Origin of the sequence: Amycolatopsis nalaikhensis, assembly GCF_030264295.1 — a bacterium.
Classification (GTDB): Bacteria; Actinomycetota; Actinomycetes; order Mycobacteriales; family Pseudonocardiaceae; genus Amycolatopsis; species Amycolatopsis nalaikhensis.
This window is the reverse complement of the sequence record NZ_CP127173.1, coordinates 9,087,949-9,100,703: the sequence shown is the minus strand read 5'-3', so window position 1 is coordinate 9,100,703 and position 12,755 is coordinate 9,087,949. Positions and strand designations below refer to the sequence as shown.

The following is a 12,755-nucleotide window of genomic DNA, read 5'->3' as shown; positions in this document are numbered from 1 at the left end:
TGGGAGGGCGCGCGGGGCGAGGTTATGCGCCGGGCACGGTGCGCGGAGACTGCGCGCCGGTACCGCCTAAGCATGCGCGGGGTTCCCCGGCTCGGCGGCGCGGCTCGGCGCCCGTGGCCCGCCGCTGCGCGCAGCCCGGTGCGCGGGTTCCGCAGCCGTGTCCGCCGTCGCCTCGCCAAGCCCCCCCGGCGCGCCTACCGACCTCCCGCCCGATCCGCCAGCGCGTCCAGCACCACCCGATACCCGCCGGGGTTCATCGGCGGCAGCCGGGCATCAAGCCGCGCCAACAGCTCGTCCCGCTCCGCGCACAACTCCGCCACCAACCCCTCGTCCCCGTCCGCCAGCGCGATCCCCGCCAACCCCTCCAAGCACCACGACAAATACATCGGGTTCCCGATCCGGCCGAACAGCACCCGGCTCTCGGCGAACAGCGAACGCGCCCGCTCGATCCGCCCGTCCGCCAGCTCGACGTGGCCCAGCTGCGTCGTCGACATCGCCGTCGCCCACAGATCCTCGTACCTCCGCGCCGATGCCAACGCGATCTCGCTCTTCCGGCGGGCCTCCTCGAGGTCACCCGTCAGCATCGACAAATGCCCCAGGTGCGCCAGGAGCTGGTCGGCGATCCGGTCGTCGCCGCGTTCGCGGTTGAGGCGCTCGCACTCCCTCAACGCCTCGTCCGCCTCCTCGTACCTTCCCGTGAACACCGCGTTCGTGCCCACTCCGCGCAACGACTCCGCGATCCGGCTGCGGTCGCCGGTCGACCGGGCGAACGCCACCCCCTCCGTGAACAGCTCGTGCGCCCGCTCGTGCTCACCCGCGTGCATCGCCTGCATCGCCAGCAGGATCAGCGCGTCGACCAGCTGACGGCTCGAGCCCGTCGCCCTGGTCTCCGCCAGTCCGCGCTCCGCCAGCTCGGTCGCTTCGCCCGTGTGCCCCGTGTAGAACCGCGTGTACGCCAGCCCGACCAGCGCCGCCGCGTGGCCGGGCTCGTTCTCCGCCGCCAGCTCCAGCGCCTGCTCGTGGTCCGCCGCCGACTCCGCGTAACGGTCCAGCTGACGGGACAGCTCGCCGCGCGTGTTCAACGCCGTCACCAGGTCCTTTCCGCGCGCGCGAGCCACCAGCTCCGCACACCACGCCGACGCCTCCTCGAACGCCGAAATCTCCGTCGCCATCCCTGCCGCGACGGCCAGCGCGGGGATCCGGGCCTCCTCCTCACCAGGCAGGGCGAGCACCGCCGTCGCCGCGCGGACGCCCTCCTGCAGCAACCCGTGGTCCGCCCAGAAACCCGACAACGTCATCCACAGCCGGAGCGCGTGGGCCGCGTCGCCACACTCGACCGCCCGGTCCAGGGCCGCCCGGAGATTGTCCTTTTCGGACTCCGCCGCCTCCTCGGGAAGGGCCGCGAAGAACGTCAGGTGAGCGGTGACGGCGGACGTCTCCTCGCCCGCCTCCCGCAACTGCTCGCGCCCGTACTCGCGGATCGTCTCGAGCATGCCCAGCCGACCGTCCGGCCCCGTCGTGACGAGGCTCGCGTCGACCAGCTCCGTCACCGTCTCCAGGTCCTCCACCGCCGCCAGTGGACAGCCGCCCGCGAACACCGACAGCTTCCGGAACAACGCCTGCGCCGACGGCGACAGCAGGTGGTAGCTCCAGCCGATCGCGTCGCGCATCGTGCGCTGCCGGTCCGGCAGGTCCCGGGGCCCGCCGACCAGGATCGGCAGGCGGTGGCCCAGGCGCTGGAGCAACACAGCCGGTGGCAGCACGCGCGTCCGTGCCGCCGCGAGCTCGATCGCCAGCGGCAATCCCTCCAGGCGACGGCAGATCTCCGTGACCGTTTCGTCCGCCTCGAGCGCCACACCCGCCGCGGTCGCGCGCTCGGTGAACAGCCGGACCGCCGGGGCGTCCGGGTCGCCCGCCTCCAGCGGCGCGATGCGGTACTCGCGCTCGGCGCGCACCCGCAGCGGCACGCGGCTGGTCACCAGCACCGTCACCCCCGGGCACGCGGCGAGCAGGGCCAGCACGTCGGCGCCCGCGTCGACCAGGTGCTCGAAGTTGTCCAGCAGCAGGATCGTCCGCCGCTCGCGGAACGCCGTCGCCAGGCGCGCGGCTACCGGGACCGGTCCGCGCTCGTCGAGCCCGGCTTCGTGCGCGATCGCCGCGACGACCTGGCCCGGATCGCGCAGCGGCGCGAGATCGACGAAGAGCGCGCCATCCGGGTAGCGCGGGCGGACGGTCTCCAGGACCTCCAGCGCGAGCCGCGTCTTGCCGACGCCGCCCGGGCCGGTGAGCGTCAGCAGGCGCGTCTCGCCGCGGTCCAGCAGCTCGACCAGCGCCGCGGCCACCCCGGCCCGGCCGATCAACGGCGGCAGCAGCCGGGGCGGGCCGGGCGCGGGCGACGACGTCGGCGCGTCCGGGCGGGCGGCCGCCAGCAGCGCCGCGCGGTCCGGCTCGGCCAGCGCCAGCGCGTCGGCGAGCAGGCGCACCGTGTCGAGCCGCGGGATGCGGCGCGGGTCGCGCTCGAGGTCGCTGACCGCGCGCGGGCTCACCCCGGCGCACTCGGCGAGCGCCTCCTGGGTCAGGCCGGCGGCCAGCCGCAGCCGCTTGAGCAGGGTGGCGAAGCTCATCGCTGGTGAATCGTCCCGGAGCGGCCGAATGTGTCAAGCCGACGGTGAGCGGACGTCGTGGTCCCGTCCGCGCCCGGGCGCGACGCTGGCGGCATGACACCCGACGAGATCCGGGCGCGGGCCCGCAGAATCACCGACGAGCTGATCAACCAGGGCGACGTGGCCGTGCTCGACGAGCTCGTCGACCCCGGCTACGTCCAGTACCTCGCCGCCGAGGACCGCACGACCGGGGCCGCGGAGCTGGCCGAGTTCGTCACCGGGATCCGGCGCGCGTTCCCCGACCTGCGCGCGTACACCGAACAGCAGGTCGTCGAGGGCGACACGCTCGCCCAGCGGCTCACCCTGACCGGCACGCACAGCGGCGCGGCCTTCGCCGGGCTGCCGCCGGCCACCGGGGCCCGGCTGCGCGTGCAGGTCGTCGACATCTACCGGATCGGCCCCGGTGGGCGGTTCACCCAGCGGTGGACGCTCTGGGACGAGCACGCCGTCCGCCGCCAGCTCGGGATCGGGTCATGACCGGCGTGGTGCGGCTGGCGAACAAGCTGGCCGTGGCGTTGTACCGGCGGGGCGTCGGCCGGACGGCGAAGCACCGGCCCGTCCTGCTGCTCACCGTCGCGGGCCGCCGGACCGGCGACCCGCACACCGTCCCGGTCGCCTACTTCGAGCACGACGGCGGCTACCTGGTGGCCGCGTCGGCGGGCGGCGCGAAGCGGGAGCCGCAGTGGTTCCGCAACGTCCGCGCGGCGCGGCAGGCCCAGGTGCGCGTCGGCGACCGCGACCGGGACGTCGAGGTCCGCGTCCCGGACCCGGCCGAGCGCGACCGGCTGTGGCGCGACGTCGTCCTGCGCGAGGCGCCGTTCTTCGACGGCTACGAGCGCAAGTCGGGGCGCACCATCGGGGTCTGCCTGCTCACCCCGGCGGGTCCGTGACGCCCGGCCGACGTTTCGCCGCGCGCGCCCGTGGTAGCCCCTGGGCATGGTGAGTGTCGGCTACTTCCTGTCGTCCGAGGAGTTTTCCCCGCGTGAGCTGGTCCGGCAGGCCCGGCTCGCCGAGTCCGCCGGGTTCGAGCGGCTCTGGATCTCCGACCACTTCCACCCCTGGCTCGACGAGCAGGGCAACAGCCCGTTCGTGTGGTCCGTGCTGGGCGCGCTCAGCGAGGTGACGTCGCTGCCGATCTCGACCGCGGTGACGTGCCCGATCATCCGCACGCACCCGGCGATCGTCGCGCACGCGGCCGCCACCGCGGCGGTTCAGTTCGAGGGCCGGTTCGTCCTCGGTGTCGGGACCGGGGAGGCGCTGAACGAGCACGTCACGGGGGGGGCAGTGGCCGCCGCCGCGGGTGCGGCTGGAGATGCTCGAAGAGGCGATCGACGTCATCCGGAAGCTGCACACCGGCAAGGAGGTCAACCACCGCGGCCGGTACTACACCGTCGACCACGCCCGGCTCTACACCGTGCCCGAAGAGCCCGTGCCGATCTACGTCTCGGCGTTCGGGCCGACGGCCACCGACCTGGCCGCCCGCGCGGGCGACGGCTTCTGCACCGTGATGCCGGACGCCGAATTGGTGCGCCGGTACCGCGAAGCCGGCGGGGGCGACCGCCCGGTGCAGGGCGGGCTGAAGGTGTGCTGGGCCGATTCCGAAGAGGACGGTGTCCGCACCGCGCACCGGTTGTGGCGCAACGAGCTCCTGGACGGCCAGCTGCCGTCGATCCTGCCCAGGCCCGCCGACTACGAGGCCGCCGCGAGCCTGGTGACCGAGGACATGGTGCGCGAGCAGTTCCCGTGCGGCCCGGACGCCGACCGGCACGTCGCCGCCGTGCGCGAGTTCGCCGACGCCGGATTCGACGAGGTCTACGTCCAGCAGATCGGCCCCGACCAGGAGAAATTCTTCGAGGCCTGGCGCACCCAGGTGCTGCCGCGGCTCTAGCCGCCGACCCGCACGACGTGGGGGTCGTCCTCGTCGCCGAGGTCGCGCGCGTCGAGGCCCGCGGAGACGAGGATCCCGATGAGGGCCCGCTGCATGTGCGCGCCGATTTCGTCGGCGTGCCGGAGGCCGTCCGGGACCACGCCGGTGCGGCCGATGCCGGCCAACGCCGTCGCGGCGCGCTCGGGGGCGTCGTCGCCGGGGGACACGCCGAGCGCGGCGAGCCGGAGACCGGGGTCGGGGTGCCACTCGACGGTGACGCCGCCGCCTTCTTCGGCCGCGAGGTCGTCGACGACGACTTCGGCCCCGGCCTGTGCGGGCGTTTCGCGGGTCCGCAGGTAGGCGGGCAGGCCCGCGCGGTGCAGTTCGGCGACCACGCGGGCGCCGAGTTCGGTCCGCCGGGCGAGCACTTCGGGCGGGACGCGGGGAGTTTCGGTCATCAGGTGCCTCCGGTCAGCGGCCGCCGGCCTGCAGGATGAACATCGCCAGGATCTCCTTCGCCGCCTTCCGCACGGCGCTGTTCTGGTCGTAGTAGACACTCCACTTGACCGGGGTGCCCGGCGCGAGCGCGTCGTCGAGCATCGGCCCGCACGCGGCGCACGGCTTGCGCTCACTGTAGAACTCCGTGATCTTCTTCGGGTCGATGCCCTTCGCCGCGAGCTGGTCGAGGATGTCGTCCTCGGCGTGCCACTTGGTCCCCTTCTCGACGGACTTGCTGACCCCGACCACGAAGTCGCCGGTCTTGGGATCGCCCAGGCCGGGCACACGGGCGACCGCGACGTTCCGCCCCGGCCGGAACTCGAGGCCTCTCGCGACGCGCGCGGTGTAGGCGACGTGGCTGATTTCGTCGCTGTTGTACCCGATCTGGCCGTCGCAGCCGTTGTGGACGAGGACGAGCAGGCCGTCCGCGGCCACCCAGTAGGTGTGGACGTCGGCGACGACGAGGTTGTGGACGGTCAGGAACGCCGGGTACGGCACGGTTTCCGCGACGCGGAGCCCGCCGGACAGTGGCTCGCCCGCGCGCAGGTCCCGGGCCTCGACCCAGGCTCGCCGGGCGGGGTCCCAGAAGGGGTGGCCCGACGTCGCGGTGAGCACGCCGCCGCGCGTCCCGTCGGTGACGGTCACCCGCTCCAGGAGCTTGCGGCCCTCGCCGGTGATCCGGCTGAGCACCGGCTTCCCGGACGTCGTGCCGGTGACCGGGTCGGTCGCGCGGACCAGGGTGCCCGGGCCGACCCGCTCGATCGGCCGGGTGGTCCCGTCGGCCAGCACCACCAGGGTGCCCGGCACGAAGCTGTTCGGCGCCGGGCAGTCCGCGGGCCGGGCCGCGGCCGGGGACGGCGCCTGCCGGACCTCGTCGACGGTGACCCGCTCGCCGTCGAGGAGCACCTCGGCCCGTCCGCCGTGGCGGATGGCGTCGTCGAAGGCCCGTTGCCCGGCACCGCGTTCGACGGCGGCGGGCTGGGTCTCGAGCGCGGTGTAGTTCCCGTCCAGTTTGCGGGCCAGCCCGTCGAAGACCCCGGACAGCTGGGTGCTGCCCGGCGGCAGCTTCGCGACGGAGTCCGGCGCCAGCCGCGCGGTGACCTGGCGCGGGATGACGTCGACGCCGTTCTTCGCCGCGTAGTCGCGGAGGGCGGCCGTGTCGGCCACCGGCGACGCGCGGTCGCCGCCGGTGTCTCGCGCTTGCTCGGCGCGCGCCGGCGGCCGGAGCGCGTCCCCACCCGAAACCCGGGGCGGCGCCGCGGAAACGGGCGGATGCGCCTGCGCGGCCGCCATTTCGCCGAGCAGCCGCAGACCTTCGGCACGCAGCTGCCGGTCTTGGTCCTGCCAGGTGCGGGCTTGGTCGTCGTGCTGCTGCTTCGCGTCCCGAAGTTGCGAGCTTTCGCTGTCCAGCTGGGACTTTTCGGAGTCCAAAGCGGACTTCTCGGTGCGCAGCTGGTCGAGCTCACTGGTCAGTTGCGCTTGTTCACCGCGCAGCTGGGACGCCTCGGCGTCGTACGCGCGCGACTGCGCCGCCTGCTGGGGGAGCAGGAACTGGTGCGGGGCCGCGTTGTGCGCGTCGATCCGCTGCTTGAGCGCGGTGCCGCGCTGGTCGATCGAGTCCAGCCGCTGCTTCGCCGCCGCGCCGCGGGAGTTGTAGCCGTCGAGTTTGCCCTGGTACGTGCGTTCCCGCTGGTTGAGGGCTTGCTCTTCGGCGTTGAGCTGCCGTGCTTGCTGGGGCAGGGCCGAGGCCCGCTGGTCGTAGGCGACGATGCGGGAGTTGAGCCCCGCCGGGTACTGCGGCCCGGGGCTGAGGAGCGCGGGCGCGGCCGGTGCGTCGAGGTGGACGGGCGGGTCCGCGACGGCCGGAGTGCCGGAAAGGAGCAGAACCCCGGCGAGGACGACGCCGAGCACGCGGCGGATCACGGCTCGACCCGGCTCGCGACCCGGTCGGCCAGCTGGGCCGCGAGCGGTGCGCCGTCGCCCGCTTGGCAGACCGAAACCTGCAGCACCGTCGTGCCCTTCACGCGGGCCTGGCGGTGGCACGCCCAGCCGTCGCCCGCGTCCTGGATCGCGCTCCAGGCCAGGGATTCCGGTCCCGACGCCGCGACCTCGTAGGCCCAGGTCGACTCGCCGCGCAACGGGTCGGTGCGGACCGCGGCGGGGCAGTTCGCCAGCCCGTCGGTCAGGACCCGGAAGACGGCGGCCGCGTCGGACGGCTCCGGGTACCGGGCGACGGTCTGGGTGACGGTGTGGTCGGCGACGTCGGCGGAGTCCTGGTAGGCGACGGACCGGAAGGCCGTCCAGGCGGTGCCGTAGACGGCTTGGGTGGCGGGCCCGACGGCGACGGAGCAGGCCGGGGGTTCGGCCGTCAGCGCGGACGGCGGTTCACTGGCGCTGGTCTCGGCGAGCAGGGAAGTGCCGAGGACGACGCTGGTCTCCTCGGCGGTCAGCACGCTCGCCTCGACGGTCCCCGGGATCGCGCCGCGGATCCGGGATCCGAAGACCCACCAGGTGACCCCCGCGCCGACGAGAACGGCCACGACCCCGGCGGCCACCCACCGGCGCCGCCGGGTGGCGACGAGGGCTCGCCACCGGCCGGTCGGTTCTTCCGTCGCCATCGCTGCCCCCTCGTCTCGCGGCGGTGAGCCGTGAGCGTCGCAGGAGTCGATGAAATCGCGATGAAACGCGAGGCTGCCGTGGCCGGCTGAGCGCGATGGCCGCGGTCACGACGCAGGCGACGCCGAGCCAGGCCCGCGGGGTCAGGATTTCGCCCAGCACCACCATTCCCGCCACCGCGGCGACCGCGGGTTCGAGGCCCACCAACGCGCTGACCGTCCGGGCGCGCACCCGGCGCAACGCGGTGAATTCCAGCGAGTACGGGAAGACCGCCGTCAGGATCGCCACCGCGAGCCCGGCGAGCAGCACGGGCGGCCGCAGGAACTCCCCGCCGTTCTGGGCGATTCCGGCGGGCGCCCACAACGCGGTCGCCCAGCCGAGCGCGAGCGCGAGCGCACCGAGTCCCGTGCCACCATCGGCGGACCGCTTGCTCAGCAGCAGGTAGGCGGCCATCGAGGCGGCCGACGTCGCCGCGAGTGCCACGCCCGGACCCGGCAACCCGGCGCTCGCCGGGTCGTTCACCAGCCACAGGCCGAGCCCGGCGAGGAGGGCGAACCCGATCCCACGGCGACCCGCCACCGCGAGCGCGAGCGGGCCGAGTTGCTGGATCGTGCTCGCCGTCCCGACGGGCAGGAACCGCAACGCGGGGTAGACCAGGTTCATCCCGGCGATGGCGGTGCCGAAACCGAGCACCAGCACCGTTTCGCGCGGGCCCCGCGGCAGCCGGGGCCGGGTGACGGCGAGCAGGATCGCCGCCGCGAGACCGAGCCGCGACGTCACCACCCCGGCCGGGCTCACCTCGGCGAAGAGGCTCTTGCCGAACGCCTGCCCGGTCTCGAGGCTCAGCACGCTCGCGACGACCAACGCCGGGGCGGGAATGCGCATACCTCGACCCTGCGCCGTCAAAGCTTGTACGTCCATCGACAATATTCGGCCAATACCTTGTAGAATCGACTGAATGATCGACTTGCGACGGCTGCAGGTCCTGCGGGTGCTCGCCGCCCGCGGCACCGTGACCGCGGCCGCCGCGTCCCTGCACCTGACGCCGTCGGCGGTGTCGCAGCAGATCCGGCTGCTGGCCAGGGAACTGGACGTCGAACTGCTGAGTCACGAGGGCCGCCGCGTCCGGCTCACCCCCGCCGCGGAAGCCCTCCTGGCCCACGCCGACGACCTGCACGCGCGCTGGGAGGAGACCCGGGCCGCGCTGGCGGCGTTCAAGGACGGCGAGGGCGGAGCGTTACGCGTTTGCGGGGTGTCTTCGGCGATCGCGGCGCTGGTCGCCCCGGCCGCGGGGGCACTGCACGACCAGGGCGTCGAGCTGCGGATCGCCGAAGAAGAAACGAAGGACTGCTTCGACGCCCTGCTCACCGGCGAGGCCGACATCGCCGTCGTCCTGCCGACACCGGACGTCCCGCCGGCCGACGACCCGCGGTTCGAGCCGTCGTTCCTGCTCGACGATCGCCTGGACCTGCTGGTGCGGCGCGGGCACCCGCTGGCGCGGCGACGCCGGATCGGGCTCGCCGAAGCGGCCGGGGAGAGCTGGGTGGTCAAGGCCCGCGACAACGACACCTACGCCGTGCTGCTCGCCGCCTGCGCGGCCGCCGGGTTCACGCCGCGGGTCGGCCACCAGGTGAAGGAGTGGTACGCGGTGTCCGCGACGGTCGCCGCCGGGCTCGGTGTCTGCCTGCTGCCGCGGATGGTGCCGATCCCGGCGGCCCACCCCGTCCGGCGCCTGACGCTGGCCGGCGAGCCGCGGCCGTCCCGCCGGATCTCGGCGTACGTGCGCCGCGGCAGTGCCGGACATCCCGTGGTGGCACGGGGTTTGGCGGCGTTGCGGGCGGTGTCGGGCTGATTCAGTCCGCGACCGTGGCGTCCGGCTGGTTCGCGCGGCGCAGGGCGTCGGCGACGAACCCGTTCCCCTTCAGCTCTTCGACGAGGTCGCGCAGGAAGGCGAGCGTCTCCGGGCGCCGGTCCGGGGACGTGCCGACCGCCTGCTCGATGCGCATGAACCGCTCGTCGATCACCCGCGTTCCCGGGTGCGCGGCGGCGTAGGCGGTCATCGGCTGCCGGATCCCGGCGGCCACCTCGAGTCCGCCCTCCTCGAACGCGACCACGCCGTCCTCGCCGCGGACCACCGTCGCGTGCTCGAGGGTCCGAGTCAGGAACAGGTCGTAGGCCGAGCCCTGCTTGACGCCGATCCGGACGCCTGGCCGATCGACGTCGGCCGGTGCCCGGAACGGCGAATCCACCGGCGCCACGAACACACCCTCGATGACGACGTACGGCGCGGTGAAGGCGACCGAGGCCGCGCGGGCCGGTTCGATCGCCAGGAAGCACAGGTCGGCCGCGTCCGAGGTCAGTGCCTCGAACGACTTCCGGGCCGCGTCGAAGCAGACCAGCTCGGCCGGAACGTCGAGCCGCGCGGCCACTTCGCGCGCGATGTCGACCGTCACGCCGCCCGGTTCGTCCGGAGTGCCGTGGGCGAGCACCGGGTTGCCGAGGTTGATGGCGGCGCGCAGCGTGCCACCCGGCGCGAGGTCCGCGGCGACGGCGGAAAGGTCTCCCATGACCGGCGAGGGTAACCGCGCGGACCCGGCTTCGCGGCCCGAGTGTTGCTCACGCCACCGGAAACCGGTCCGCCGTGGACAGGGCGAAGACCGTTTCCTGGTGGTAGACCTCGCCGGGCCGCAGCACGGTGCTCGGGAAGTCCGGCCGGTTCGGCGAGTCCGGGAAGTGCTGGGCTTCCAGTGCGAACCCGGCGCCGCGGTGGTGCGGGCGGCCGTCGGCGCCGAGGTAGTTGCCCGAGTAGAACTGCACCCCTGGCTCGGTCGTCCACATCGTGAGCAGGCGGCCGGACGCCGGCTCCCACGCCCGCGCGGCGAACGGCGCGTCGTCGTCGAGCACCCAGTTGTGGTCGTAGCCGGAGCCGATCGCCAGCTGGGGGTCGGATTCGCCGAGCCGGGCGCCGATCCGCTCCGGCGCGCGGAAGTCGAACGGCGTGCCGTCGACCGGGACCGGGTCGCCCGCCGGGATCAGGTTCTCGTCGGTGGGGCAGTAGCGGCTCGCGGCGATCGCCAGCCGGTGGTCGTGGACGTCGCCGGTGCCCGCCAGGTTCCAGTACGTGTGGTTGGTCAGGTTGACGACCGTCGGCGCGTCCGTGGTCGCGCGGTAGGTGAGGACGAGCCGGCCGCGCGCGTCGAGGCGGTAGGTCACCTCGGTGGTGAGCTGCCCGGGGTAGCCCTGGTCGCCGTCCGGGCTGACCAGCGTCAGCCGCAGGCCGCCGGGCACCTCGGCCGCGGACCACACCCGCGTGTCGAACCCGGCCGGGCCGCCGTGCAGGCTGTTCTTCCCGTCGTTCACCGGCACCCGGTGCAGGACGCCGTCGAGGGCGAACGCGCCGCCCGCGATCCGGTTGGCGTACCGGCCGATCACCGCGCCGAGGAAGACCCGCGGCGCGCCTGGCCGGTTGTTCGCGACGTAGCCGTCGAGGTCGGGATAGCCGAGGACGACGTCGGCGCGCCGCCCCGAGCGGTCCGGCGCTTCGAGCGACTGGACGACCCCGCCGTAGTCGAGGATCCGGACGGTGATCCCGCCGTCCCGGGCCAGCGTGTAGCGGTGGACGTCGGTGCCGCCGACGCGGCCGAAGAGCTCACGGGTGAGTTCGGTACGGGGCATCGGCGCGTCCTCCACTGTTAGCGTTAACAGCTTGGCGGAGAACCCGGCTCGCGGTCAAGGGTCCGTCAGTCCTCGCCGGGCCGCGTGCCCAGGAGCTGGTGCGCCCGCAGCGTCATCTGGATCTCCAGCCGCTGCGCCGGGTCGCTCAGCCGCTCGCCGAAGAGGTCGCTCAGCTGGCTCACCCGGTACCGCACGGTCTGCGGGTGGATGCCCAGCGCCTGCGCGATGTCCGGGGTGTTCCCGTTGTGCTCCAGCCAGCTCAGCAGGGTCTCCGCCAGGCGCGTCCGCTGCTTCACCGTGAGCTCCGCGAAGGGCGCCAGCGTCTTCGCCGACAGCTCGTCCAGCAGGAACCGGTCCAGCAGCAGCCAGTGCGTCGCGAGGTGGTCGGCCGTGTGCGTCACCGGGCCGTCGCCGACCAGGCCGCGGCGGACCAGGTCGAGCGTGCGGCGCGCCCACCGCAGCGACGTCGCCGCGTCGGCCGGGCGGACCCGCGGCCCGACCGCCGCGCGCCAGCCCGGCAGCCGGCCTTCGAGACCGCGCAAGTCCCGGTCCGGGTTCGGCGTCAGCAGGCAGGGTTCGGGGCCTTCGAGGTCGAGCAGGACGTCGTCGGCGACCTGCGGGGCCGGGGTCAGGTGCTGCTCGGCCCGCGGGTCGAGCGCGACGACGGCGACCCGCTCGGGCATGGCCCAGTTCGCGGCCTTCGCCGTGGTCGCGATCGCGGCCGGGGACGACGGCGGGTCGGCCAGCAGCAGTTCGAGCAGGCGGCGTCTCCGGCGTTCGAGCGTGCCGGTCGCCATCGCCTGCGCCAGCGTGTACCCCTCGACCGAGTACGAGGAAATCTCGTCGACATAAGCGAAAATGGCTTCCGCGCCGACGCACAGCACGGCCGCCGGGAAGCGGTGGGCCTGCCCGAGCTCGGCGATGTACCGCCACGCCGCGCGGCCGCCCGCGCGGTAGGCGGCCTGCAGCGAGTTGAGGCTGCCGCCGTCGTGGTGGACGCGCTTGCCGACCTCCACGAACAGCTTCGGCCAGTTGTCCTCTGTGGACAGCGGATCGTCGATGCTGTCGATGCAGCTGACAACCGCCTGCTCGATCGCCAGCACGATCATCTTGCCGAACTCGCCTTCGAGGGGCTTGGCGTATTCGGGCACGGCCCGCTGGACCTCTTCCAGGATCCGCCGCGAAAGCGGGTCGGCGTGCGGCCGGAACCGCCGCGCGAGTTCGGTGGGCAGCGAATACCACAGCTGCCGCGCCCGGCCGGCGTCCCGCGGCGGCGGGATCGTGATCGTCCGGGCCATGGCGCACCCCTTTCCGGCGTCGTCGCGGGACGTCATGTACTCACACGGAAACGAGATTGGCAACCGCCACCACTTTGCGGGGTGGGGGTTCTGTCACGCGCGGACCAATGCGCGCGACGAAGATTGTCACGCGCCCGA

Annotated in this window: 11 protein-coding genes and 1 pseudogene; 4 read left to right on the top strand and 8 right to left on the bottom strand. The window is 73.8% G+C overall.

The window, feature by feature from the left end; all coding sequences use genetic code 11:
* Positions 1 to 194: 194 nt before the first annotated feature.
* On the bottom strand, positions 195 to 2,624 hold the full coding sequence (locus tag QP939_RS44160; RefSeq protein WP_285452795.1) for an ATP-binding protein: 2,430 nt from the start codon (positions 2,622 to 2,624) through the stop codon (positions 195 to 197).
* 93 nt (positions 2,625 to 2,717) lie between these two features.
* On the opposite strand from QP939_RS44160, the gene QP939_RS44155 reads away from it, so the two are divergent.
* The 3 genes and pseudogenes from QP939_RS44155 (at position 2,718) to QP939_RS52050 (ending at position 4,551) form a co-directional block, all read left to right on the top strand.
* The gene (locus tag QP939_RS44155) at positions 2,718 to 3,140 is read left to right on the top strand and encodes an ester cyclase (protein WP_285452794.1); all 423 of its coding nucleotides are present in this window, start codon (positions 2,718 to 2,720) and stop codon (positions 3,138 to 3,140) included.
* Positions 3,137 to 3,553, top strand: coding sequence for a nitroreductase/quinone reductase family protein (locus QP939_RS44150; protein ID WP_285452793.1), 417 nt, complete (start codon positions 3,137 to 3,139; stop codon positions 3,551 to 3,553). The genes QP939_RS44155 and QP939_RS44150 overlap by 4 nt, the downstream gene beginning before the upstream one ends.
* 46 nt (positions 3,554 to 3,599) lie before the next feature.
* Positions 3,600 to 4,551: pseudogene (locus tag QP939_RS52050) on the top strand (TIGR03557 family F420-dependent LLM class oxidoreductase).
* On the opposite strand, the gene QP939_RS44135 reads toward QP939_RS52050, so the two are convergent.
* The 4 genes from QP939_RS44135 to QP939_RS44120 are packed head-to-tail and all read right to left on the bottom strand — an operon-like array spanning position 4,548 to position 8,529.
* Positions 4,548 to 4,988, bottom strand: a complete 441-nt coding sequence (locus QP939_RS44135) for a hypothetical protein (protein WP_285452791.1) — start codon at positions 4,986 to 4,988, stop codon at positions 4,548 to 4,550. The pseudogene QP939_RS52050 and the gene QP939_RS44135 overlap by 4 nt on opposite strands.
* Positions 4,989 to 5,001: 13 nt before the next feature.
* Positions 5,002 to 6,951, bottom strand: a complete 1,950-nt coding sequence (locus QP939_RS44130) for a nucleic acid/nucleotide deaminase domain-containing protein (protein ID WP_285452790.1) — start codon at positions 6,949 to 6,951, stop codon at positions 5,002 to 5,004.
* Positions 6,948 to 7,481, bottom strand: a complete 534-nt coding sequence (locus tag QP939_RS44125) for a sensor domain-containing protein (RefSeq protein ID WP_285452789.1) — start codon at positions 7,479 to 7,481, stop codon at positions 6,948 to 6,950. The genes QP939_RS44130 and QP939_RS44125 overlap by 4 nt, the downstream gene beginning before the upstream one ends.
* A complete protein-coding gene (locus QP939_RS44120; protein ID WP_285452788.1) occupies positions 7,414 to 8,529 on the bottom strand; it encodes an EamA family transporter in 1,116 nt (371 codons plus the stop codon). The genes QP939_RS44125 and QP939_RS44120 overlap by 68 nt, the downstream gene beginning before the upstream one ends.
* A 73-nt stretch (positions 8,530 to 8,602) precedes the next feature.
* Between QP939_RS44120 and QP939_RS44115 the strand changes: the two genes are divergently transcribed.
* Positions 8,603 to 9,496, top strand: a complete 894-nt coding sequence (locus QP939_RS44115; RefSeq protein WP_285452787.1) for a LysR family transcriptional regulator — start codon at positions 8,603 to 8,605, stop codon at positions 9,494 to 9,496.
* 1 nt (position 9,497) lies between these two features.
* On the opposite strand, the gene QP939_RS44110 is transcribed toward QP939_RS44115, so the two are convergent.
* The 3 genes from QP939_RS44110 to QP939_RS44100 form a co-directional block, all read right to left on the bottom strand.
* Positions 9,498 to 10,211, bottom strand: a complete 714-nt coding sequence (locus tag QP939_RS44110; protein ID WP_285452786.1) for a transporter substrate-binding domain-containing protein — start codon at positions 10,209 to 10,211, stop codon at positions 9,498 to 9,500.
* A 49-nt stretch (positions 10,212 to 10,260) separates the two neighbouring features.
* Positions 10,261 to 11,319 (bottom strand): aldose epimerase family protein, encoded by a 1,059-nt coding sequence (locus QP939_RS44105; protein ID WP_285452785.1) that lies wholly within the window; start codon positions 11,317 to 11,319, stop codon positions 10,261 to 10,263.
* A 65-nt stretch (positions 11,320 to 11,384) separates the two neighbouring features.
* Entirely contained in the window at positions 11,385 to 12,617 is a 1,233-nt protein-coding gene (locus QP939_RS44100; RefSeq protein WP_285452784.1) for a PucR-like N-terminal domain-containing protein, read from the bottom strand.
* Positions 12,618 to 12,755 lie beyond the last annotated feature (138 nt).

Bases quoted from the DNA above. Each gene is read 5' to 3' on its own strand.
- QP939_RS44150 (WP_285452793.1), top strand. From the start codon at position 3,137: ATGACCGGCGTGGTGCGGCTGGCGAACAAGCTGGCCGTGGCGTTGTAC.
- QP939_RS44105 (WP_285452785.1), bottom strand. From the start codon at position 11,319: ATGCCCCGTACCGAACTCACCCGTGAGCTCTTCGGCCGCGTCGGCGGC.
- QP939_RS44135 (WP_285452791.1), bottom strand. From the start codon at position 4,988: ATGACCGAAACTCCCCGCGTCCCGCCCGAAGTGCTCGCCCGGCGGACC.
- QP939_RS44120 (WP_285452788.1), bottom strand. From the start codon at position 8,529: ATGCGCATTCCCGCCCCGGCGTTGGTCGTCGCGAGCGTGCTGAGCCTC.
- QP939_RS44110 (WP_285452786.1), bottom strand. From the start codon at position 10,211: ATGGGAGACCTTTCCGCCGTCGCCGCGGACCTCGCGCCGGGTGGCACG.
- QP939_RS44155 (WP_285452794.1), top strand. From the start codon at position 2,718: ATGACACCCGACGAGATCCGGGCGCGGGCCCGCAGAATCACCGACGAG.
- QP939_RS44100 (WP_285452784.1), bottom strand. From the start codon at position 12,617: ATGGCCCGGACGATCACGATCCCGCCGCCGCGGGACGCCGGCCGGGCG.
- QP939_RS44115 (WP_285452787.1), top strand. From the start codon at position 8,603: ATGATCGACTTGCGACGGCTGCAGGTCCTGCGGGTGCTCGCCGCCCGC.
- QP939_RS44160 (WP_285452795.1), bottom strand. From the start codon at position 2,624: ATGAGCTTCGCCACCCTGCTCAAGCGGCTGCGGCTGGCCGCCGGCCTG.